A 21,406-nucleotide genomic window follows, 5' to 3' on the forward strand; every position below is an offset into this window, starting at 1 on the left:
CGTTGTCCCCGCCCGCTCGTCCTGCGTAGCCTGCGCCGGTGTTGATCCGTACGTTCACTGACCAGGACTGGCCGCAGGTGTGGCCGATCATCGAGGACGTGGTCCGGGCAGAGGAGACCTTCGCCTACGACCCTCAGATGACCGCGGACGAGGCGTACGCCATCTGGGTGGAGACTCCGCCCGGGCGGACCGTCGTCGCCACCGACGGCGAGCGGGTGCTGGGTAGCGCGAAAATGGGAGCCAACCGCCCCGGACCGGGCGCGCACGTCAGCACCGCCAGCTTCCTGGTGGCCGCCGACGCCCGTGGCCGGGGCGTCGGCACCGCGCTGTGCCGCGACGCTCTGGCCTGGGCACGCCTGCAGGGGTACGCCGGCATGCAGTTCAACGCCGTGGTGGAGACGAACCGGACGGCGGTCGACCTGTACCGGCGGGAGGGCTTCGAGGTGGTCGGCACCGTGCCGGGCGCGTTCCGTCACCGCGCCCTCGGCCGGGTCGGCCTGCATGTCATGTACCGGCAGTTGTGACCACCGTGCGCTGACGCGCCTCAGCCGCCGGTCGTGCCCACGGCCGGGGCCGGCCCGAGTCCCGGCGGGGCGGACGCCGGTTCGGCGCCCGCGCGGCGGACCGGGGTGAACAGCCCGCCGACCGCGACCAGCAGGCAGCCGACGCCGGCCACGAGTGCCACCGTCGGTACGCCGTACCGGCCGGCGGCCCAGGTCAGGATGGCCGCGCCGGCCGGGCCGAGGGCGTAGTGCGTGCTCCAGAAGGCCGAGGTGACCCGGCCGAGGAGGTGGTCGGGCGTGATCTCCTGGCGTAGTGACATCGAACAGATCCCGCCGATGCTGACGCAGCACAGGTAGACGGCCGTCAGGGCGGTGACCGTCGGCACGGTCGTCGCGAGGCCGACGCCCGCCACCGCGAACCCGCAGATCGCGTGCGCGCCGATCCAGGTGGCGCCGAAGCCGCGCCGCCGGCGCAGCGGAGCCACCAGCAGCGCCCCGGCGACCGTGCCGAGCGCCGCCAGGCCGAGTACGGTGCCGACCGTGCCCGCGCTGCCGCCGAGGTCGTGCGTCACGTGGTAGATCAGCACGTCGGTGAAGCCGTAGGTCAGGAAGACGAACACCGACAGCAGGACGGTCAGCGCGCGGAGCACGGGCTGCCGCCACAGGAACCGCGCACCGGCCAGGAACTCGGCCAGGGGGCGTCCCCGGTGCACCGGCGCGGCATCGACGGGGTGGGGACGGCGTAGGCGGATCATCCGCAGGCCGGCAGCCGAGAGCGCGAAGCTCGCCGCGTTGACGGCGATGGCGACCGCCGGGCCGAGGCGGGCCGACACCACCCCGGCGAGCAGCGGCCCGAGCACGGCGGTCGCCGCGAACGTGGCCTGGAGCCGACCGTTGGCCTCGGTGATCCGGTCGGCGTCGACGAGGTTGCGGACGGCGGTCACCGCCGCGACCTGGAACAGCATGCCGGCCGCCTCGCAGATCGGCAGCACGACGAAGAGCAGCCAGACCTGCGGGCCGGCGAGCCAGACGATCGGCACCAGACCGTAGAGGACCAGCCGGACCAGGTCGGCGACGATCATCAGCCGACGGCGGTCGTACCTGTCGACGAGCATCCCGCCGAAGACGCCGGCGGCCACGGATGCCGCGCCCGCGACGGCGGTGAGCAGGCCCATCTGCGCCACCGACCCGGTGGCCCCCAGGACCAGCAGCGGCACCGCCAGGTAGGCGAACGCGTCGCCGGCGGCGGAGAGCGACTGGGCGATCCAGTAGGTGCCGAAGGCACGGTCCCGCCACAGCGGGGCCCGGGGGGACGCTTCGCTCATCCGACCGAGGTTATCGGTTGCGACCCCGGCGGTGGGTACGCGGACGGCCGCGGGAGCGAATCCCGCGGCCGTCCGAGGCGTACTCGAGGACGGTCAGCCCTGACGCAGCGGCGCGAGCGCGGTGCTCCAGGCCACGACCTGGTCGAGGGTGGTGGTCAGCGCCTGCAGGTGCTGGTCGCCGGGCTTGAAGGTGCTGAAGTTCTCGAAGTCGGTGTAGAGCGAGAGCGCGACCTGCGAGCGCACGTCGGCCATCTGCAGCTCACCGGCGATCAGGCGCAGGTGCTCGACGGCGCGGGCGCCACCGAGGGAGCCGTAGCTGACGAAGCCGACGGCCTTGTTGTTCCACTCGTTGTAGAGGAAGTCGATGGCGTTCTTGAGGGCGCCGGAGGTCGAGTGGTTGTACTCGGGCGTCACCATCACGAAACCGTCGAACGACGCGATGGTCTCGGCCCAGCGCAGCGTGTGCGGCTGGCTGTACTGGCCCATCGCGGGCGGCATCGCCTCGTCAAGGTGCGGCAGCTTGTAGTCGAGCAGGTCGATCAGCTCGAACTGCGCGTCGGTGCGCTGCTGGGCGATCTCGTGGACCCAGCGGGCGACGGCTTCGCCGTTGCGCCCCGGGCGGGTGCTTCCGAGGATGATCCCGATCCTGGTCATGGCTGCGCCTTTCAGTAATTCGAACCTGGCCGCCGGAACGCTAGCCGCTCCTTGCTTCGTCAAGCAAATGGTCGCGTCATGACCATGCTCACACGCTGCGTAAGCAATTGCTCAATCAAGCAACTATGCTGGAGGGATGGCCGAATCCCGCGCACAGGTGCCGCGACCCCTCGATCCCGACGAGGAGGCGCTGGTCCGTGCCCTGGGTCAGGTGATGTACGTGGTGCCGCGCAGCATCGACGCCGACATGGTCGGCGACCGACAACTCCCCCTGACCGAGTACACCGCGCTGATGAACCTCTCCGAGGCGCCGGAGCGGCGGATGCGGATGCACGAACTGGCTGCGGCCTGCTACCTCTCGCTGAGCGGAATGACCCGGACGATCATCCGGCTGGAGGGCCAGGGGCTGGTCAAGCGGGAACGGTGCGAGGAGGACGCCCGCGGCTGGAACGCGGTGCTCACCGACGCGGGCTTCGCCCGGCTCGAGGAGTCCTGGCCCAGCCACCTGGCTGCCGTGCGCCGGCGGTTCCTGCGCCACTTCGAGGGTCTCGACCTGGCCGAGCTGGCCCGCGCCTTTCGGCGCGCGGGAACGGCCGACTGAGCTTCCGTTCACCGGTCGGCGGTCGGCGCCGACTCCGTCTGTTCGACCTGCTGGATGAGTTGCTTGAGGTGGGCGATCTCGTCGCGCAGGGCGGACTGACCGGCAGCGGTGAGAGTCACCCAGGTACGGGGGCGCTTGCCCTCGTAGCCCTTTTCGATCCGGATCAGCTCGGCCTTCTCCAGGACGGCCAGATGCTGCCCCAGGTTGCCCGCGGTCAACTGCAGGGTGGTGCGCAGGAAGCCGAACTCGACCTGGCGGGCCTGGTGCGCGATGGCCAGGATGCCCAGCCGGACGCGCTGGTGGACCACGTCGTCGAGGCCGTTGGTGGGATGGTCGGTCATCGCCGCGGAACCTCGATACGCGGTCGGAACAGGGCGAAGGCGGCACTGCCGAGCAGCAGCAGCACCGCCGAGAGAAGCAGGTGCGGCAGGAAGAACCACGGCGAGCTCGAGTGGATGACCTGCCCGCCCTGCACCAGCACGATCACCAGATAGCCGAGGCTGTACGCCAGCAACGCCCAGTTCCGTTCGACCCACGCGAGCACCAGCAGCGCCAGCGCGATGACCGCGACGGGACTCGTCAGCCCGTTGACGAGCCATTCCGCCGGCCCGACCTCGATCTCGACCGGGTCGGTGGAGAAGGGGTCGGCGGGGACGGGCAGGAGCGGGTGGAACGTCAGCCAGATCGACACGGCGGCCATCAACACGGCCAACGCGACGCCGACGAGGACGTAGGGGCGGATCGGGGTGCCCACGCCACGCCGTCGGGACTGCCGCACGTAGAAGCCGGCGATCGCCGCGTACGCGAGCACCAGCGCGACGGTCCAGTACCCGAGCTCCGCCGGATTGGGCTGCATGCAGACCGTGTGCTGCTCGCGGGATCGGCAGGTGTCGAACAGGTCGAGGTAGGGGGCGTACCGGTAGACGGGTATCGCGGCCAGGGTGACCACCGCGAGGACCAGCAGCGCGAACCAGGTGCCGCGCTGGGCGACCTGGACCTGGCGGGTCAGGTTGCGCACGGAGGCCAGCAGCTCCCGAGGGCCGTCCGCCTGCGGAGCGGATTCGTGTGTCATGGAGTTAGCTTTGCATTACAGACCTATCGGCGCAAGAGAGTTCGTGACATCTCGCGGGCCGCGCCGAGACAGCACCAGGGGCGTGTGTCGGCATCCTCGGTGCAGGATGTCGACACACGCCCCGGTCCGGCCGAGCCGTGCGGTGACGCTCTAGGCGTTGGCCACCAACCGCCAGCGGTTGTCCGTGGTGCCGTTGTCCGAATCCTGCACGGCCTGCGCGCCCCGGGCCGTGGAGTTGTTCTGGATGCCGAGCAGCTTGCCGCTGTTGACGTTGCGGATCTTGTAGGTGCCGTCCCCGTTGTCGACCAGGGTCCACCGGTGGTCGGCGGTGCCGTTGTCCGACCACTGCAGGACGCGGGCGCCGTCGGCGGTGGACATGTTCTCCACGCCGAGCACCTTGCCGCTGTTGACGTTGCGGAACCGGACGGCGGTGCCATCGGTGATCATGACCCAGTTGTGGTCGGCGGTGCCGCTGTCGTCCCACTGCAGGGCCAACCCACCGTCGGCGGTGGACATGTTCTGGATGCCGAGGACCATCCCGCTGCCCACGTTGACCAGCCGGTAGCTGCCTCCACCGCTGCTGGTGCTGGTGTTCCAGTACACCGTGTAGTTGTAGCCGTGGGCGTCCTGGAACGGCGCGAGGTTGACGGTGGATCCGTTCGCGGTGGCGGTGAAGGCGAGCGAGCTGGTGCTGGTCCGCGCGATCGACGAGACAACGAGCGACGGCAACGAGTTGAGCGTCGTGTTGCCGTAGTTGCCGCAGAGCACGCTCGGGCCGTACGTGACGGCGGCGACGCTGGGATTGTCGTTGGCGGCCCGCATGACCACCCGCATGGGCAGTCGCACGGTGATGGTGTCGCCGGCGGCCCAGGTGCGGGTGACGGTGGCGTAGCTGCCGGGCGTCGCGGTGACGGACTCGGCCACACCGTTGACGCTGATGGTCGCGCCGCTCGTCCACGCCGGGATACGCACCCGGATGCTCCACGAGCCACTCATCGTGCCGGAGAGCGTGAGGGTGGTGGTGTCGCTCACCGGGTACGTGGTGTTCTGGGTGACCGTGATTCCCCGCTGGGACCAGTTCAGCTCGGACGGCACGAAGAGGTTCACCGTGAGCGTCGTGCCGCTGTAGAAGTAGACGGAGTCCATCAACTTCGTGTTGATCTCCAGGCCGGTGCCCTGGCAGCACCAGAACGAGTTGTAGTCGGTGCTCCAGGTGCCACCGCCCCACGCCGGGCCCACACCCCGTCGCCCACCGGGCTTGAGCGGGGTGAAGTAGGTGATGTGACCACGGCTGTCGGCCGGGTTCTGCGCGCCGATCAGGTGGTTGATCATGGCGCGCTCGTAGAAGTCGAAGTAGTCGGTCCGGTTCGGGTCGAGCAGCCACAGCTCACGCGTCAGCTTGAGCATGTTGTAGGTGTTGCACTGCTCGCACGTGTCGTTGCTGAGGTAACCGGCGATCGCGTTCGGCGCGCGGAAGTGCTCGGCCTGGCTGTTGCCGCCGATGACGTAGGAGTGCGCGCCCACGGTGATGTTCCACGCGTTGCTGGCGATGTCCCGGTAGCGGGTGGTCCCGGTGGCCTTGAACTCGCGGGCCGCGCCGATCCACTTGGGCACCTGCGTGTTGGCGTGCAGGCCGTTGAGCTGGTCCTGGTTGTTGGCCAGCGGGTTGAACACCGCGGCGTGGTCGAAGCGCTGGGCGGTCGTGAGCCACCGGCTGTCGCCGGTCATCTGGTAGATGTCCGTGAGCACGTCGTTCATGCCGCCGAACTCGGTGCCGAGCATCGACTGCATCTGGCTGGAGCTGAGCCGGGACGTGCGGGTGTCGACCCAGCCGGCGAGGGCCAGCAGCACCGTACGGGCCTGGGTGTTGCCGGTGTAGCGCCAGACGTCGAGCAGGCCGGCGAGCGTCTTGTGGATGCAGTAGTACGGCACGTTGCCGTTGGACAGGGTCCGCGCCTCGAGCGCGCTGAAGTCCGACTCCGGGAAGCCCGATAGGTAGCCGGCGCTGAACCCGGCCGCGCCGTTGTTCGCCTGACACTTGGCCATCTCGGCGACCATGTAGTTCGCCTTGTCCCGGCAGGTGGTGTCGCCCAGCACGGCGTAGGCATGGGCCCACGCGGTCAGGAAGTGCCCCTGCATGTGCGTACGGAACGGGAAGTTCGGCGCGTCCCACCCACCGTTGGTGGCGGCGCCGTTCGTGGAGAGCCGGTGGTTGGCGCGGAAGTTGTAGAGCATCCGGTCGACGTCGACGAACCGCAGGTAGTTCAGGGTGCGGTTCTGGTTGTCCAGCCAACGGCCGCTGGTCAGTCGTACCTGACCGGGGTCGAAGGCGTAGGCGGCGACGCCGATGTCCGACCGCGCTGGCGGGACCACCGCGGCGGCGGGGCTCGCGCCGAGTGTCGTGGCACCGGTCGCGGAGAGCACGGCGGTGGCGCCGGCGGCCTGCAACACGCGGCGTCGGCTGAGGGGAAGGGACGACATGGGACCTCCATATGAGCGCTACCGGCGATGGGACGGCAACCGGGCGGGACGGGCTCGGCGGGATGCAGGGGTCCGAACGTTAGCGTTCACATCCGTGTTCGGCATGTTACGGCTGGACGACGCAGGAATTCAAGGTTCTAACTATTACGGCTCGCTGTGCACCACGGCTGAGCTGGCAGATCAGGTGTGGCGACACGGGTGCGGTAGAGGGTTTCACCTCGTGTTATCGATAACACCGGTGGATCTCTGCACGCTGCGGTCGCCGTCGGCGCGCACCGAAACGGGATGCGCGCCGACGGGTGTCGCTGGTGGAATCTCGGGATGAAGCACGATCTTGTGCGTCCGCCGAAGGCGCGACCCGGCGACCGCATCGCGGTCCTGTCGCCCTCCTTCGCCGCGGCCGGCGCCTTCCCCGAGATCCACGAGCAGGCCATGCGCCGGCTCGCCGACGTGACCGGTCTCGTGCCGGTCGAGTACCCCACCACGCGCGCCGTGGGCGCGACCGCGCAGGCGCGCGCGGCGGACCTCAACGCCGCCTTCGCCGATCCTCGGGTACGCGCCATCCTCGCCGTGGTGGGCGGCGAGGACCAGATCACCGTCATCCCTCACCTGGACGCCGACCTGGCCCGCGCCGACCCGAAGCCGTTCCTCGGCACCAGCGACAACACCAACCTGCACCAGTGGCTCTGGGGGCTCGGCATCGCGAGCTTCTACGGCGGGTCGTCCCAGGTGCACCTCGGCCCCGGTCCCGCCGTGGACGACATCCACGTCCGGTCGTTGCGCGCCGCGCTGCTGACCGGCGAGCGGTTGGAGATCACCGATCCCGGCGAGTCCGAGGACATCGGGGTCCCCTGGGACGACCCGCGGGCGTTGCAGTCCTTCGGGGAACGCGAACCGACCGAACCGTGGAGCTGGTACGGGCCGCGCCGCGCGGTCACCGGCCCCACCTGGGGTGGCTGCCTGGAGGTCCTCCAGTGGATCCTCACGGCGGGGCGCTTCCCGTTCCCGCCGGAGGCGCTGCGCGGCGGCGTGCTGCTCATCGAGACGTCGGAGGAGCTCCTTCCCGCCCGCGAGGTCGGCTGGATCGTCCGCGCGCTGGGGGAACGCGGTCTCCTGGCCGCCGTCGACGCGGTCCTGGTCGCCCGTCCCCCGGTTTCCGACTTCGACCGCCGGCCCGACGTGGCCGAGCGGGCGCGGCTGCGCGAGCAGCAGCGCGACGTGGTGGTCGACGTGGTGCGCCGCTACAACTCCGAGGCGGTGGTCTGCGTGGGCGTGCCGTTCGGCCACACCAGACCGCAGTGGATCCTCCCGCACGGCGGTCCGGTCACCGTCGACGGCGCGCAACGGCGGATCTTCGCCGACTACCGCTAGGGCCTCACTCCGCGTCCCGGCCGTGAGCCGGGACGCGGACCGGCGTCAGCGGGTCGGTGCGTGGGCGGCCAACGGATTCGTGAGGGTGCCGACGAACTGTAGTGCGGCCGAGGGGTCGGCCAGGTCGATCATCTGCTGGTTGTCGCGGAGCTGAAGACGGTTGAGGCAGGACAGCGCGAACTCGGGGGCGAACAGGTCGTAGTGGCGTACCCGCTCGGCCAGCTGCGGCACCCGGGCGAAGTAGTCGGCGGCGCAGGCCGCGACCGTGCCCCAGAAGGCGTCCTCGGTGAGCGCCCCCGCCTCGACCAGCACCGCGCTGAGGTGGCGCAGGAAGCAGTCCACCACGTCGGTGAAGATGGTCAACAGCTTGGTGTCATCGGGCACCTCGACCCGGATCCGCTCCACCTCGGCCGGCAGCTCGACGTCGGCGCTCAAGACCGCGATCTCCTCGGCGATGTCCTTGAAGATCACCCGCACAACGGTGTCGTGCTCGTCGAGGACCAGGATGACGTTCTCGCCGTGCGGCATGAAGGCCAGGTCGTGGGCGTAGAAGCTGTGCAGCAGCGGGGTCAGGTAGGCGTCCAGGTAGCGGCGCAGCCAGACCTCGGGCGCGAGGCCGGACCTGTCGATCAGCGCCGCCGCCAGCGAGCCGCCGTCGGCGTCGACGTGCAGCAGCGCGGCCATCGTGGACAGTCGCTCCCCGGGGGCCAGGGCGGGCACCGGGCTCTCCCGCCACAGCGCGGCGAGCATCTTGCGGTACGGGGAGGTCCGCTCGGTGGCCGCCGCGTACTGCCGGTGCCGGTAGCCGACCGCGGCCCGTTCCCGGATGACGGTCAGGCCCGTGCCGGTCAGAACCTCGTCGCCGGCGATCAGGTCGGCCAGCCAGTCGTTGATGGCCGGCGTGGCGGCCATGTACGCGGCCGACAATCCGCGCATGAAGCCCATGTTCAGCACCGACAGCGCGGTCTTGACGTAGTGCCGGCCCGGTTCGCTGACGTTGAAGAAGGTACGGATGGACTGCTGTGCGAGGTACGAGTCCGGTCCGGGGCCGAGGTGCACGAGCCGCCGTTCGGCCAGCTCCCCCGCGAACGTCACGGCCAGCTTGTTCCACCACTGCCAGGGGTGCGCCGGGATGAGGTGGTAGTCGGCGAGGTCGAGCCCGAGGCCGGCCATCGTGGCGGCGAACCGGGCACGGGTCGACGCGTCCAACTCGCCCTCGACGAGGGTGTCGTAGTCGAGGTCGGCGGCGCTGCTGAACGTGGAATGGTCGCGGTGCGCGGCCAGCCATTCCAGGCGTACCGGCGTGGCGGCCTCGGGCGCGTAGCGGTGGTACTCGTCGACGCCGAAGCCGAGCCGGCCGTTGTTGGCCACGAAGCAGGGGTGGCCCTCGGTCATGGACGTCTCGATGGTCTGGAAGTCGGCCCCGGCCAGCTCGGCGGCGCTCGGCGCGGACCGCGCCAGCTTGTACGCCGTACCGGCGAGGGTGGAGGTGATCTCCTCCAGGTAGACGGGGAGCACCCGCGCGGAGAGTCCGAGGGTGCCGCGCAGCTCGACGATCAGGTCCACCGCGTCGGGTGCCAGCGACGTGCCGTCGCGGTGGCGGGTGATGCTGTCGGCGTCGATCTGCCAGTGGGCCAGGGCGAGCACCCGGGCGGCGAAGCGGTAGGTGACGGTTCCGTCGTCGCTGTGGACCTCGTACCACTGCCGGTCGTCGGGGCCGGGCACGGGCGCCGGGGTGAGCAGCCGCTCGTGGCTGAACTCGGCGAGCGCCTTGCGGACCAGCAGCCGGTTGGCCCGCGCCCAGCGCTGCGGGGTGAGGTGCGCGACCGGGTCGCCGGGGGTGGCCGGGCCGGCGACTGTCGACGGGGTGGGTACGGCGGTGGTGGTCACGCCGGGGCTCCTTCGTTTCGGGCGGCGGCCGGTTCGGCGGCGGCCTGGAACTGGGCGCGGGTGCAGACGCTGAGCAGCGCCTCCTTCTCCGGCTTGGTGATCGGTCCGACGACCTCGAAGCCGACGGCCGCGTTCAGGGCGTGCACGGCGGTGTTGCGCACGTCCGGCTCGACCACCACGCGCCGGGTCGCCGGGTCGGCGAAGAGCCAGGCCATGACGGTACGGATCACCGCTCGGGTGAAGCCGTGCACGGGAGCGCCGGCGGGCGCGCAGAGGAAGTGCATGCCCACGTCGCCGGGCCGGTGGTCGTAGAGGCCGACAAGCTCGACGTGGGCCGGGTCGTAGCGCTCGGCCAGGAAGGCCGGACTCCCCCGCCACAGACCGAGGTACGCGTCGTGGTGCGGGTGCGCGGCGATGCGCCGGTACTCCTCGACGACCTGGGTCTCGTCGGCGTCCTGCATCAGCCAGAACGCCGACTTCGGGTGGGTCACCCAGCCGTGCAGCAGCGCGGCGTCGGCGTGGGGATCGAGGGTACGCAGGGCGAACTCCCCCAGCCGGTCGTCGACGCGGGTGAAGACCACGCTCACGACACCACCCCGAACTCCTGGAAGGTGATGCTCTTCTCGATCGGGTAGTGCTCCCGGCCGAGCAGCTCGCGGATGATCCAGGAGTTGCGGTACGCGCCCATGCCCAGGTCCGGTGAGGTGATGCTGTGCGTGTGGGTGCCCGCGTTCTGCAGAAAGATGCCCCGCCCCTCGTGGTCGATGCTGTAGTTGCGGGCCACGTCGAAGCGGCCGTGGGCGTCCCAGCGGATCCGCTCGCGCACCGGTTCGAGGAACGCCGGCACCCGGTAGTGGTAGCCGGTCGCCAGGACCAGACCCTCGGTACGCAGGGTGAAGTCCCGCTCCTGCTCGACGTGCCGCAACCCGAGCGTGTACTCCCCGTCGCGGTGTGCGGCGTCGACCAGCTCGGTGTTGGTGATCAGCCGGGTGTGCACCGGCCCGTCGACGCTGTGCGCGTAGAGCAGGTCGAAGATGTCGTCGATCAGATCGGCGTTGATCCCCTTGAACAGCCCCTTCTGCTCGGCTTCCAGCCGGTAGCGGGTCTCCTCGGGCAGCGCGTGGAAGTAGTCCACATAGTCCGGCGAGGTCATCTCCAGCGTCAGCTTGGTGTATTCGAGCGGGAAGAACCGGGGCGAGCGGGTGACCCAGTTGAGCTGGTAGCCGTACCGGTCGATGTCGCCGAGCAGGTCGTGGTAGATCTCGGCGGCGCTCTGCCCGCTGCCCACCACGGTGATGCTGCGCTTGGTCCGCAACGCGTCGCGGTGCTCCAGGTAGCGCGAGTTGTGCACGGCGTCCCCGGGGAGCCCGGCGACAGCGGCCGGCAGGTGTGGTGGCGTGCCGGTGCCGAGCACCAGGTGCCGGGCGCGGTACTCGACGATCTCGGACCCGCCGGTGGTGGCCCGCACCACGTACCGCTCGTCGGCGCTGTCGTACTCCACCGTGGTCACGGTCTGCCCGAAGCGCAGGTTCGGCAGCTTCGCCGCCGCCCAGCGGCAGTACGCGTCGTACTCGCTGCGCAGCGGGTAGAAGCTCTCCCGGATGTAGAACGGGTAGAGCCGGCCGATCTCCTTGAGGTAGTTCAGGAACGAGTACGGGGAGGTCGGGTCGGCGAGGCTGACCAGGTCGGCGATGAACGGGGTCTGCAACCGGGCCGACTCCAGCAGCATGCCGGGGTGCCAGGCGAGGCTGGGCCGGGTCTCCAGGAACATCCCGTCCAGCTCGTCGATCGGCGCGGTGAGACAGGCCAGGCCCAGGTTGTACGGGCCGAGCCCGATGGCGACGAAGTCGTGGGTGGACATTCTCTTCTCCAGGCGCGGGGTACGGGGGTCAGCCGACGGGGCAGGTCAAGTCGGCTCAGCCGACGGGGCAGGTCAAGTCGGCTCAGCCGACGGGGCAGGTCAAGTCGGCTCAGCCGACGGGGCAGGTCAAGTCGGCTCAGCCGACGGGGCAGGTCAAGTCGGCTCAGCCGACGGGGCAGGTCAAGTCGGCTCAGCCGACGGGGCAGGTCAAGTCGGCTCAGCCGACGGGGCAGGTCAAGTCGGCTCAGCCGACGGGGCAGGTCAGGTCGGCGGCGACGGTGTCGCGCACGTACCGTCCGGCGTGGCCGGCGATCAGTTCGAGCACGTGGCCGACGTCCTCGACGGTCGTGGCCGGGTTGAGCAGCGTGAACTTGAGGAAGTGCCGGCCGTCCACGCGGGTGCCGGCGACCACCGCGAGGCCGGACGCGGCCAGCGCCTCGCGGGCGTACAGGTTCGCGGCGTCGGCCAGCTCACGGCCCGGACCGGTGGGCAGGTACCGGAAGACCACGGTGCTCAACTGCGATCGCGTCACCACCTCGAAGCGTGGGTCCTCGCTGACGAGCTGCCAGGCGTCGGCCGCGGCGTCGACCACCTCGTCGAAGAGCGCGCCGAGCGCGTCCGGGCCCATCACCCGCAGGGTCAGCCAGAGCTTCAGCGCGTCGAAGCGCCGGGTGGTCTGCAGGCTCTTGTCGACCTGGTTGGGGATCCGCTGCTCCACCATGCGCGCCGGGTTGAGGTAGTCGGCGTGGTAGGTGGCGTGCCGCAGCGTCCGCCGGTCGCGGACCAGCAGCGCGCTGGAGCTGACCGGCTGGAAGAACGACTTGTGGTAGTCGACGGTCACCGAGTCGGCGCGTTCGATGCCGTCGAGCAGGTGCCGGCGCGTCGGCGAGACGAGCAGCCCGCAGCCGTACGCGGCGTCGACGTGCAGCCAGACGCCGGTCGCCGCGCAGACCTCGGCCAGTTCGGCGAGCGGGTCGATGGAGCCGAAGTCGGTGGTGCCGGCGGTGCCGACGACGGCCATCGGCACCAGTCCGGCCGCCCGGCACCGGACGATCTCGTCGCGGACGGCGGCGGGCCGGACGCGCCGCTGCGCGTCGGTGGGCACCGCGATCACCGCGTCCGGGGCGAGGCCGAGGAGCTTGGCGGACTTCTGGACGCTGAAGTGCCCGGCGACGGAGGTGAGCACGCGCAGCCGGGGCAGCAGCTCCAGGCGGGCCGCCGGGGTGGTCGCGACGGCACACGCCTCCTCCCGGGCCAGCAGCAGCGCCTGGAGGTTCGACTGGCTGCCGCCGCTGGTGAACACGCCGTCGGCGTCCGGGCCGAGACCGATCCGGGCGGCGGTCCAGTCGATCAACCGGCGTTCGATGAGGGTCGCGCCGGCGCTCTGGTCCCAGGTGTCCAGCGAGGAGTTCACCGCGCTGAGCACGGCCTCGCCGAGCAGCGCCGGGATGACCACCGGGCAGTTGAGGTGGGCCAGATAGCGGGGGTGGTGGAACCAGACGGCGTCCCGCAGGTAGACGCCCTCCAGCTCGTCCAACGCCGCGCCGGCGTCGCCCAGGGGCCGGTCCAGGTCGACCCCGTCGACGAGGGGGGCCAGCTCGGCCGGAGCGATTCCGGTGGTGGGCCGGTCCACCGTGGCGACCCGGCGGGCCACCCGCTCGACGCCCTCGGCGATCGCCCGCCGGTACTGCTCGACCGTACCGTCGTGCAGCAGGTGGGCCCGCGCCGCGGCCGACGCTCCGGCCGGCGGTGGAGCGGCCGGCGCCCTGCTCGGGTCGGGCTCGGCGGGGTACGTCGGCACGGTCACGGGATGTCCTTCCACGTTCTGACGATGGGCAGCCGGAACCCACCCCCGGCGCGTCCGCGCGCCGGGGGCCGTGCTGCGGTGGGTGGGGTCGACGCTCAGGCGGTGGCGGTGGCCAGCGCCTCGGCGCGCACGTCCTCCTCGGACAGCCCGCGCCGCCAGTAGCCGGCGAAGGTCACCCGTCGACGGTCGATGCCGCGCTCGCCGACCAGGTGGCGGCGCAGCGCCCGGACCACGCCGGACTCGCCGGCGATCCAGGCGTACGGCGTGACGGCCGGGAGCCGGGCGGCGCGGAGCGCGCTGACCAGCAGGTCGCTCCCGGGGGCGGTGCTGCCGCGCACGATCCAGCGGATCTCGGCGTCGGCGTCGGTGGGCAGCTCGGTGATGTCCGCCGCGTCCGGAACCTCGATCCAGGCCCGGACCCGGGTGCCGGCGGGCAGCCAGGCCAGGATCCCGGCGGTGGCCGGCATCGCCGTCTCGTCGGCGACCAGCACCACGAGGTCGGTGTCGTCCGGTGGCCGGAAGCAGACGCTGCGGTTGTCGTGGACGGCCGGACCGAGCAGCAGCACCCGGTCACCGGACACCGCCAGGCTGGCCCACCGTGAGGCGGGACCGGTGCCGCCGTGGTCGACGAAGTCGATGTCCACCTCGCCGACGGTGGGACGGTGTTCCCGGATGGTGTACGAGCGCATGACCGCCCGGACGTCCGGCGGCAGGGCCCGCCAGGCGCCGAACCAGTCCTCGCCGCGCTCGACCGGGACGACCGGCGCGTCCTGACCCGGGTGCGGCAGGAACAGCGAGACGCTCTGGTCCCGGCCGCCGCCGGCGAAGTCGACCAGCTCCGCGCCGCCGAAGGTGACCCGGATCAGCGAGGCGCCGACCCGACGGGCCCGTACGACGTGCGCGGCGAAGAAGCGGTACTGCAGGGCGACGGGTTCGACGGTGCTCGTACTCATGGTGTCAGCCGACCTTCTTCGCGTTCCGGATGGCGGTGGCGAGGTTCTCCAGCAGCGGCGCGGCCCCGGCGTACGAGAAGCGGGGCACCGCGTCCCACGGCGTCACCTGGTTGGCCCGCACGGCGGGAAGCTGCGCCCAGGTCGGCTTGGCGCCGAGGTCCTTGGGTTGCAGGGCGGTGCTGCGGTTGTCCAACAGGATCAGGTCGGCGGGGAACTTGCCGGCGTTCTCCCAGCTCAGCGCCTCGAAGTAGTCGCCGGCCTCGAGCTTGGTGGGCACCACGATGTCGACGCCCAGCTCGGCGAAGTACATGAGGTCGGTGCTGACCTTGGGGTTGGAGACGTAGAACAGGTCGGGGCTGCCCGAGCAGGCCATGACCCTGATGCCCGGGTTGGCCTTGACGGCCTGGCGGACGGCGTCGGCGGCGGCGTCGAAGCGCGTCTTCGCGTCGGTGACCTTCTTGGCGGAGAGGTCGGCGCCGAGCGACTGGGCCAGAGCGGCGTACCGCTCGATGGGCTTGGTCATCGGTACCCGGGCGGTGGTGATCGCGACGCTCGGCGCGAGCGGCAGGATCTTGTCCTTGCTCTCGTCCGGCACGTACCAGAGGGCGTCCGGGTCGTACATGTGCGTGACCAGCAGCTCGGGGCGCAGGGCGGCGTACTTCTCCAGGCTGAACTCACCCCACACGTTGCCGAGGATCTCGACGGCCTCGACGTTCAGGTCACCGGCCTGCGGGTCCTTCGTGCCGTCGGCGCGCTTGGTCTCGCCGAACACGCCGACGAGCTGCTTGTCGAGACCGAAATCGACCAGTGCCGCCGCCACCCCCGTGAAGGCCACCACGCGCGCGGGACGGGCCGCCGCCTCGACCTTCTTGTTGCGGTCGTCGGTGAACGACCAGGGGCCGGCGGCGTTGTCGCTGCCCGATGGTTTGGCGGCATCGTCCTTGCCGCAGCCGGCGAGCAGCGCGGCGAGCGTGGCGGCGCCGCCAGCGGCCAGCAGGCCACGACGGGAGAGGCGACGGGCGGACAGTGCATCGGGCATGGTGTCGTCTTTCGATCAAGGGAAGGCCGGGGTCGACCGGGACAGCGGGGTTAGGTTAGCCTAACCTCGCTCGTTGTCAACAGCGGTTCGCCGAGTCGCCACACCCCGGAGCCCACACTGGACGCCACACCCACCGTCACCAGGTCGACACCACCCGTGCCGGCCCCGTCGACGGCCCCCGTACCGAAGCGACGCCGGGCGGCCCGCGCCGTCGGCCTGCTCGCCGCCGCGGCGCTGCTCGGCGTGATCCTGGTGCTCAGCATCGCGGTCGGCGCGAAGTCGCTGCCACTCGCCGACGTCTGGTCCGGGCTGCTGCACCGCGACGCCGCCGAATACGCCGTGGTGCACCGGATGCGCCTGCCCCGCACCCTGCTCGGACTGCTCGCCGGCACGGCGCTCGGCGTGGCCGGCGCCGTGATGCAGGCGCTCACCCGCAACCCCCTCGCCGACCCCGGGCTGCTCGGCATCAACGCCGGAGCGTCCGCCGCCGTGGCCACCGCCGCCGCCTTCCTGGGCGTCACGGCCATCGGCGGGTACGTCTGGTTCGCGCTGCTCGGCGCGGCCCTGGTCACCGCGCTGGTCTACGCCGTGGGCGGCGGACGGGGCGCCACCCCCGCCCGCCTCGCGCTGGCCGGCGCGGCGCTCAACGCCACCCTGTACTCGTTCGTGAGCGCGGTCATGCTGCTGGACACCGCCTCGCTGGACCGGCTGCGGTTCTGGACGGTCGGCTCGCTGGCCAGCGCGGACGCGGCAACGGTGGCCCGGGTGACGCCGTTCATCCTGGTCGGTCTGCTGGTCGCCCTCGGCGCCGCCCGTCCGCTGAACGCCCTCGCGCTCGGCGACGACGCGGCCCGGGCGCTGGGCGCCCGTCCGGCCCTGATCCGGGCCGCCGTCATCGTCGCGGTCACGCTGCTGTGCGGCGCGGCCACCGCGGCCTGCGGTCCCATCGTCTTCGTCGGCCTGCTCGTGCCCCACCTGGTACGCGCGCTGACCGGACCCGACCTGCGCTGGCTGCTGCCGTACTGCGCGGTGCTCGCGCCGGTCCTGCTGCTCGGCGCCGACGTGCTGGGGCGGCTCCTCGGGCGTCCCGGTGAACTCCAGGTCGGCATGGTCACCGCCGTGCTGGGTGGCCCGCTCTTCCTGTGGCTGGTCGGCCGCTCACGGGTGGCCCACCCGTGAGCGCGAGGAGTGAGCCGGGTTTGCGAGCCCCGCAGTCGCGAAGTGAGGTGGCGCCGTGAGCGCGAGGAGTGAGCCGGGTTTGCGAGCCCCGCAGTCGCGAAGTGAGGTGGCCCCGTGAGCGCGGTCATCCGTACCCCCGGTGGGTTGTCGGTGCGGTTCCGCCCCCGCGCCCTGGCCGTCGGTGTCGGCGCGGCGCTGCTCGCCGCCGGGCTCTCGCTGGTCGCGATGGGCAGCGGCGACTACCCGATGGGGCCGACCGACGTGCTACGCGCCCTGACCGGCGGCGGAAGCGCGGCGGAGCAGTTCATCGTGACCGAGCTGCGCCTGCCGCGGCTGGTCACGGCCCTGCTGGTCGGCGCGGCGCTGGCGCTGGGCGGCACGCTGTTCCAGTCGCTGGTCCGCAACCCGCTGGGCAGCCCGGACATCCTGGGCTTCACCCAGGGCGCGTCGACCGGCGCGCTCGTGGTGGTCGTCGTGGGCGGCGGGAGCCTGGCCCTGGCCGGCGCGGCGGTCGCCGGCGGGCTCGCCACCGGCGGGCTGATCTACGCCCTCGCGTGGCGGCGGGGCGTGCACGGCTATCGCCTCGTCCTGGTCGGCATCGGCGTGGCCGCGATCCTCACCGGCGTCAACGGCTACCTGCTGACCCGGGCCCCGCTGATGGACGCCGCCCGCGCGGTGCTCTGGCTCACCGGCAGTCTGGACGGGCGGGGCTGGGCCAACGCCGGGCCGCTGCTGGTCGTGACCGCCGTGCTGACGCCGCTCGTGCTCGTCGGCTGCGCCCCGGCGCTGCGGATGATGGAGCTGGGCGACGACACGGCGAGCGCGCTCGGTGTGCCGGTCCGCCGGGTACGCCTGGTGCTGCTCATGGCGGCGGTGCTGCTCGTCTCGTTCGCGGCGGCGGCCGCCGGCCCGGTGTCGTTCGTCGCGCTCGTCGCGCCGCACGTCGCGAAGCGGCTGACCCGGGCGCCCGGGCCGAACCTGCTGCCCTCGATGGCGGTCGGCGCGGCGCTGCTGGTCGGCGCCGACCTGGTCGCCCAGCGCGCGTTTCCCGGGCACCAGCTTCCGGTCGGCGTGGTGACCGGAGTCCTCGGCGGCGGCTACCTGGTCTGGCTGCTGGCCGTCGAACGCCGGGCGGGCCGGCTGTGACCACCTGTGAAGGAGCAACCATGACGTCCCGCCTCGGCGGCACCGCGCTGACCCTCGCCTACGACCGGCGCACCATCTCCGAGAACCTCACCGTGGCGGTGCCCGACGGGTCGTTCACGGTGATCATCGGACCGAACGCGTGCGGCAAGTCGACGCTGCTACGCGCGCTGTCGCGGATGCTGCGCCCGAGCGCCGGCGCGGTGCTGCTGGACGGCCGGGACATTCACCAGCAGAGCGCCCGCTCGGTCGCCCGCACCCTGGGTCTGCTGCCACAGACGTCCATCGCGCCGGACGGGATCGGCGTCGCCGAGCTGGTCGCCCGGGGTCGCTACCCGCACCAGGGACTGCTGCGGCAGTGGTCGCGCGAGGACGAGCGGATCGTCGAGGAGTCGATGGCCGCGACCGGGGTCGCCGACCTCGCCGACCGGCCGGTGGACGAGCTGTCCGGCGGCCAACGGCAGCGCGTGTGGATCGCGATGGCGCTGGCGCAGCAGACGCCGCTGCTGCTGCTCGACGAGCCGACGACCTACCTCGACATCGCCCACCAGATCGACATCCTGGACCTCTGCGCCCGGCTGCACGAGGAGCAGGGCCGCACGCTGGTCGCGGTGCTGCACGACCTCAACCACGCCGCCCGGTACGCCACCCACCTCATCGCCATGCGCGACGGTCGGGTGGTGGCCTCCGGCGACCCTCGGGAGGTGGTGACCGCCGACCTGGTCGCCGAGGTGTTCGGACTGCCCTGCCGGGTGATCGACGACCCGGAGACCGGCACCCCGCTGGTCGTACCGGCCGCCCGCCGACGCGCCGCCGAGCCGGCATGACCACGCGGCTCTTCCGCGACCCGTGGGGCGTGCCGCACATCCGCGCCGAGGACCCGCTCGCCCTGGCCACGGCACAGGGTCGGGTGACCGCGTACGACCGGGCGTGGCAGATCGAGGTCGAGCGGCACCGGTCGCAGGGCACCACCGCCGCCTTCCTCGGCACCGAGGCGCTCGGCTGGGACCGCTTCGCCCGACAGGTGCGACTGGACGACACCGCCCGCCGCTGTCACGCCAACCTGGACGCGGCGACCGCCGAGTGGGTGGGCGCGTACGTGGCCGGGGTGAACGCCGGCCTCGCCGCCGGGGCGGCCCGCGCGCCGGAGTTCGCCGCGGTCGGGCTCACTCCGGGTCGGTGGGAGCCGTGGACGCCGCTCGCGGTGTGGCTGGGACACCACATCCTGTTCGCGGGGTTCCCCGGCAAGCTCTGGCGTGAGCACGTCGCGCGGTGCCTCGGTCCGGCGGCGGTCGGGGCGTTCGCCAGCGACGGGCCGGCCGTCGCCGGCAGCAACGGGTGGCTGCTGGCCGGCTCCCGTACCGCCAGCGGCGCCGCGCTGCTCGCCGGCGACCCGCACCGGATCCTGGAGGACCCGGGCGTCTACCAGCAGATCCGGCTGGCCTGTCCGGAGTACGACGTGGTCGGCCTGGCCGTGCCCGGCGTTCCGGGCATCGCGCACTTCGGCCACGCCGGCCCGGTGGCCTGGGCGATCACCAACGCGATGGCCGACTACCAGGACGTCTACGTCGAGCGGCTGCGCCGGCACGACGGCGGGGTACGGGCGCTCGGACCGGACGGCTGGCGGGAGGCGTCCGTCCACGTCGAGACGATCGAGGTGGCCGGCGCGGACCCGGTCCGGGTGGAGGTCATCGAGACCGACCGGGGCCCGGTGATCGCGCCAGGGCCGGACGACGAGACGGCGCTGAGCCTGCGTTACCCGCCCCGGGTCCGTGGCGAGCTGGGCTTCGCGGCGATACCGGAGCTGCTGCGGGCCCGCAGCGTGTCCGACGTGGACGACGCACTGCGGCACTGGGTGGAGCCCGTCAACGTGGTGCAGGCGGCGGACACCGCCGGAGGCCTGCTGCACCGGGTCGCCGGTGTGGTGCCGGTGCGGCACCCGGACAACGGGCGACGGCCGGTCCCCGCCTGGGACGCCGCGTACGCCTGGCGGGGCTGGTACGCGCCGATGCCCCGGGCGCAGGTGACCGACCGGGCGGTGATGGCCAACGAACGCGGGCTGTCCGCGCCGCTGGGCGTCGAGTTCGCCGCACCGCACCGCGCGCGTCGCATCGCCGACCTGCTGGACGCCGGCCGGGACCACACGGTCGGGGACATGGCCGCGCTGCACACCGACACGTACCTCGGGTCGGCCGGGGCGCTGCTGGCGGCCCTCGACACGGTGACCGGGCTCGGCCCGGCCGCCGCCGCGCTGCGCGACCGGCTGCTGCGCTGGGACCGGCGGATGGACGCCGACAGCGTCGACGCCGCCGACTTCGCCCTGCTGCGGGCCGCCGTCGTACGCCGGATCGCCGACCATCCGGTCCTGGCCGCGTTGGCCGAGCCGCCCCCGTACCCCGAGGTGTTCGCGCCCTGGTTGGCGCTGACGCCGCGGGTCGGTTACGCGCTGGAGCACCTGCTCGGCGCGGCCCCACTGCCCGGCGTGGACGTCGCGGCGGTGGTGCGCGCGGCGGCCGAGGAGGTCGCGGCCGCGACGGCCGGCACGGTGCGCTGGGGTGACCTGCACCGGCTGACGGCCTGGCGGGCGCTGCCCGACGCGGACGCCCCGCCCGGCCCTCGCCTCGACGGCGACCACGACTGCGTGCTGGCCACGTCGAGCGTGCCCGGGGTCACCCACAGCTGCTTCCGGGGGCCGGCCGCACGGTACGTCTGGGACCTGGCCCGGCGCCAGGACAGCCGGTGGGTGGTCCCGTCGGGCGCGAGCGGGGTGCCCGGCGACGAACACCACGACGACCAGCAGACCACGTGGCTGACCGGCGGCCTGCTGCCGGTGACCACCGACTGGGACCACCTCACCGAGGAGCCGGATGAACACTGACAACGAGCACTACCGACGCGACGTCCCCGGGTTCGGGGTGGTCACCATCCGGCCGGTACGCCCCGACGACGACGCCGACCTGCTGCACAGCTGGGTCACGACCGACCGGGCCGTTTTCTGGGGGATGCGCGACGCCAGCCGCGAACGGGTGCGCGAGATCTACGCGTACCTCGACTCGCTGACCACCCACCACGCGTACCTGGCGCACCGCGACGGCGTGCCGGCGGCGCTGGCCCAGACGTACGAGCCCGACGCCGATCCGGTCGGCGAGCACTACGAGGTGCGCCCCGGCGACGTCGGCGTCCACCTGCTGGTCGCTCCCCCGGCGGCCGTCGAGCCGGGCTTCACCGGCGCGCTGTTCGGCGCGATCCTGGAGTTCGTCCTCGCCGACCCGGGCCGGCGGCGGATCGTCATGGAGCCGGACGTGCGCAACGACCGGATGCACCGACGGCTGCTGCGCGGCGGCTTCCGGCCCGGCCCGGAGATCGAGCTGCCGGAGAAACGTGCACGGCTGTACTTCCTCGACCGGCCGGAGAGCGCGGGCACCGGCCTCGACGCCGGCTGAGCCCACGACGACGCCGGCTGAGCCCACCACGGCGACGGCCGCCGGTCGGGATGCGTGTGCGCACCCCGACCGGCGGCCGGTCCG

At 72.2% G+C, this 21,406-nt stretch carries 19 protein-coding genes; 8 read left to right on the forward strand and 11 right to left on the reverse strand.

Annotation, left to right across the window (positions count from 1 at the left end; genetic code table 11):
• Positions 1-38: 38 nt before the first annotated feature.
• Positions 39-524 carry an N-acetyltransferase family protein gene (locus ACTFTM_RS17965; RefSeq protein ID WP_449561621.1) on the forward strand — a complete coding sequence of 162 codons (486 nt, stop codon included), beginning with the start codon at positions 39-41 and terminating at the stop codon, positions 522-524.
• 20 nt (positions 525-544) lie between these two features.
• Here the strand turns inward: ACTFTM_RS17965 and ACTFTM_RS17970 are convergent, their stop codons facing one another.
• Both ACTFTM_RS17970 and ACTFTM_RS17975 read right to left on the reverse strand, forming a co-directional pair.
• Positions 545-1,828 carry an MFS transporter gene (locus ACTFTM_RS17970; RefSeq protein ID WP_449561622.1) on the reverse strand — a complete coding sequence of 428 codons (1,284 nt, stop codon included), beginning with the start codon at positions 1,826-1,828 and terminating at the stop codon, positions 545-547.
• 93 nt (positions 1,829-1,921) lie between these two features.
• Positions 1,922-2,482: an NADPH-dependent FMN reductase gene (locus tag ACTFTM_RS17975; protein ID WP_449561623.1), complete on the reverse strand. Its 561-nt coding sequence runs from the start codon at positions 2,480-2,482 to the stop codon at positions 1,922-1,924.
• Positions 2,483-2,618: 136 nt separating this feature from the next.
• On the opposite strand from ACTFTM_RS17975, the gene ACTFTM_RS17980 reads away from it, so the two are divergent.
• On the forward strand, positions 2,619-3,083 hold the full coding sequence (locus ACTFTM_RS17980; protein WP_449561624.1) for a MarR family winged helix-turn-helix transcriptional regulator: 465 nt from the start codon (positions 2,619-2,621) through the stop codon (positions 3,081-3,083).
• An 8-nt stretch (positions 3,084-3,091) separates the two neighbouring features.
• On the opposite strand, the gene ACTFTM_RS17985 is transcribed toward ACTFTM_RS17980, so the two are convergent.
• The 3 genes from ACTFTM_RS17985 to ACTFTM_RS17995 form a co-directional block, all read right to left on the reverse strand.
• Positions 3,092-3,424 (reverse strand): transcriptional regulator, encoded by a 333-nt coding sequence (locus ACTFTM_RS17985; protein ID WP_449561625.1) that lies wholly within the window; start codon positions 3,422-3,424, stop codon positions 3,092-3,094.
• Entirely contained in the window at positions 3,421-4,155 is a 735-nt protein-coding gene (locus ACTFTM_RS17990; protein ID WP_449561626.1) for a hypothetical protein, read from the reverse strand. The genes ACTFTM_RS17985 and ACTFTM_RS17990 overlap by 4 nt, the downstream gene beginning before the upstream one ends.
• Positions 4,156-4,305: 150 nt before the next feature.
• Entirely contained in the window at positions 4,306-6,636 is a 2,331-nt protein-coding gene (locus tag ACTFTM_RS17995) for a beta-L-arabinofuranosidase domain-containing protein (RefSeq protein WP_449561627.1), read from the reverse strand.
• Positions 6,637-6,957: 321 nt separating this feature from the next.
• Here ACTFTM_RS17995 and ACTFTM_RS18000 point away from each other — a divergent pair, with 321 nt between their 5' ends.
• On the forward strand, positions 6,958-8,007 hold the full coding sequence (locus tag ACTFTM_RS18000) for a S66 family peptidase (RefSeq protein ID WP_449561628.1): 1,050 nt from the start codon (positions 6,958-6,960) through the stop codon (positions 8,005-8,007).
• A 45-nt stretch (positions 8,008-8,052) separates the two neighbouring features.
• Here ACTFTM_RS18000 and ACTFTM_RS18005 read toward each other — a convergent pair whose 3' ends face one another.
• The 6 genes from ACTFTM_RS18005 to ACTFTM_RS18030 all read right to left on the reverse strand — a co-directional run bounded on the left by ACTFTM_RS18005 (position 8,053) and on the right by ACTFTM_RS18030 (position 15,557).
• Positions 8,053-9,897: an IucA/IucC family protein gene (locus tag ACTFTM_RS18005; RefSeq protein ID WP_449561629.1), complete on the reverse strand. Its 1,845-nt coding sequence runs from the start codon at positions 9,895-9,897 to the stop codon at positions 8,053-8,055.
• Positions 9,894-10,484, reverse strand: a complete 591-nt coding sequence (locus ACTFTM_RS18010; protein ID WP_449561630.1) for a GNAT family N-acetyltransferase — start codon at positions 10,482-10,484, stop codon at positions 9,894-9,896. Before ACTFTM_RS18010 ends, ACTFTM_RS18005 begins: the two co-directional genes overlap by 4 nt.
• Positions 10,481-11,758 (reverse strand): lysine N(6)-hydroxylase/L-ornithine N(5)-oxygenase family protein, encoded by a 1,278-nt coding sequence (locus tag ACTFTM_RS18015; protein ID WP_449561631.1) that lies wholly within the window; start codon positions 11,756-11,758, stop codon positions 10,481-10,483. Before ACTFTM_RS18015 ends, ACTFTM_RS18010 begins: the two co-directional genes overlap by 4 nt.
• Before the next feature lie 244 nt (positions 11,759-12,002).
• The gene (locus ACTFTM_RS18020) at positions 12,003-13,565 is read right to left on the reverse strand and encodes a pyridoxal phosphate-dependent decarboxylase family protein (RefSeq protein WP_449561632.1); all 1,563 of its coding nucleotides are present in this window, start codon (positions 13,563-13,565) and stop codon (positions 12,003-12,005) included.
• A 95-nt stretch (positions 13,566-13,660) separates the two neighbouring features.
• Complete coding sequence (locus ACTFTM_RS18025; protein ID WP_449561633.1) at positions 13,661-14,518, reverse strand: siderophore-interacting protein; 858 nt, start codon at positions 14,516-14,518, stop codon at positions 13,661-13,663.
• A 4-nt stretch (positions 14,519-14,522) separates the two neighbouring features.
• Positions 14,523-15,557: an ABC transporter substrate-binding protein gene (locus ACTFTM_RS18030; protein ID WP_449561634.1), complete on the reverse strand. Its 1,035-nt coding sequence runs from the start codon at positions 15,555-15,557 to the stop codon at positions 14,523-14,525.
• 117 nt (positions 15,558-15,674) lie between these two features.
• Between ACTFTM_RS18030 and ACTFTM_RS18035 the strand changes: the two genes are divergently transcribed.
• The 5 genes from ACTFTM_RS18035 (at position 15,675) to ACTFTM_RS18055 (ending at position 21,322) form a co-directional block, all read left to right on the forward strand.
• Positions 15,675-16,736 (forward strand): FecCD family ABC transporter permease, encoded by a 1,062-nt coding sequence (locus tag ACTFTM_RS18035; protein ID WP_449566669.1) that lies wholly within the window; start codon positions 15,675-15,677, stop codon positions 16,734-16,736.
• Between the two features lie 114 nt (positions 16,737-16,850).
• On the forward strand, positions 16,851-17,882 hold the full coding sequence (locus ACTFTM_RS18040) for a FecCD family ABC transporter permease (RefSeq protein WP_449561635.1): 1,032 nt from the start codon (positions 16,851-16,853) through the stop codon (positions 17,880-17,882).
• Positions 17,883-17,902: 20 nt separating this feature from the next.
• Complete coding sequence (locus ACTFTM_RS18045) at positions 17,903-18,706, forward strand: ABC transporter ATP-binding protein (protein ID WP_449561636.1); 804 nt, start codon at positions 17,903-17,905, stop codon at positions 18,704-18,706.
• Entirely contained in the window at positions 18,703-20,757 is a 2,055-nt protein-coding gene (locus ACTFTM_RS18050) for a penicillin acylase family protein (RefSeq protein ID WP_449561637.1), read from the forward strand. Before ACTFTM_RS18045 ends, ACTFTM_RS18050 begins: the two co-directional genes overlap by 4 nt.
• Positions 20,747-21,322 carry a GNAT family N-acetyltransferase gene (locus ACTFTM_RS18055; protein ID WP_449561638.1) on the forward strand — a complete coding sequence of 192 codons (576 nt, stop codon included), beginning with the start codon at positions 20,747-20,749 and terminating at the stop codon, positions 21,320-21,322. Before ACTFTM_RS18050 ends, ACTFTM_RS18055 begins: the two co-directional genes overlap by 11 nt.
• Positions 21,323-21,406: the final 84 nt, after the last annotated feature.

The sequence above is a fragment of the Micromonospora sp. RB23 genome, from assembly GCF_053585025.1.

Coding starts and splice junctions, on each gene's coding strand:
- ACTFTM_RS17975 (WP_449561623.1), bottom strand. CDS start 2,482: ATGACCAGGATCGGGATCATCCTCGGAAGCACCCGCCCGGGGCGCAAC.
- ACTFTM_RS18030 (WP_449561634.1), bottom strand. CDS start 15,557: ATGCCCGATGCACTGTCCGCCCGTCGCCTCTCCCGTCGTGGCCTGCTG.
- ACTFTM_RS17995 (WP_449561627.1), bottom strand. CDS start 6,636: ATGTCGTCCCTTCCCCTCAGCCGACGCCGCGTGTTGCAGGCCGCCGGC.
- ACTFTM_RS18045 (WP_449561636.1), top strand. CDS start 17,903: ATGACGTCCCGCCTCGGCGGCACCGCGCTGACCCTCGCCTACGACCGG.
- ACTFTM_RS17990 (WP_449561626.1), bottom strand. CDS start 4,155: ATGACACACGAATCCGCTCCGCAGGCGGACGGCCCTCGGGAGCTGCTG.
- ACTFTM_RS17970 (WP_449561622.1), bottom strand. CDS start 1,828: ATGAGCGAAGCGTCCCCCCGGGCCCCGCTGTGGCGGGACCGTGCCTTC.
- ACTFTM_RS18025 (WP_449561633.1), bottom strand. CDS start 14,518: ATGAGTACGAGCACCGTCGAACCCGTCGCCCTGCAGTACCGCTTCTTC.
- ACTFTM_RS18055 (WP_449561638.1), top strand. CDS start 20,747: ATGAACACTGACAACGAGCACTACCGACGCGACGTCCCCGGGTTCGGG.
- ACTFTM_RS17985 (WP_449561625.1), bottom strand. CDS start 3,424: ATGACCGACCATCCCACCAACGGCCTCGACGACGTGGTCCACCAGCGC.
- ACTFTM_RS18050 (WP_449561637.1), top strand. CDS start 18,703: ATGACCACGCGGCTCTTCCGCGACCCGTGGGGCGTGCCGCACATCCGC.
- ACTFTM_RS17980 (WP_449561624.1), top strand. CDS start 2,619: ATGGCCGAATCCCGCGCACAGGTGCCGCGACCCCTCGATCCCGACGAG.
- ACTFTM_RS18015 (WP_449561631.1), bottom strand. CDS start 11,758: ATGTCCACCCACGACTTCGTCGCCATCGGGCTCGGCCCGTACAACCTG.
- ACTFTM_RS18000 (WP_449561628.1), top strand. CDS start 6,958: ATGAAGCACGATCTTGTGCGTCCGCCGAAGGCGCGACCCGGCGACCGC.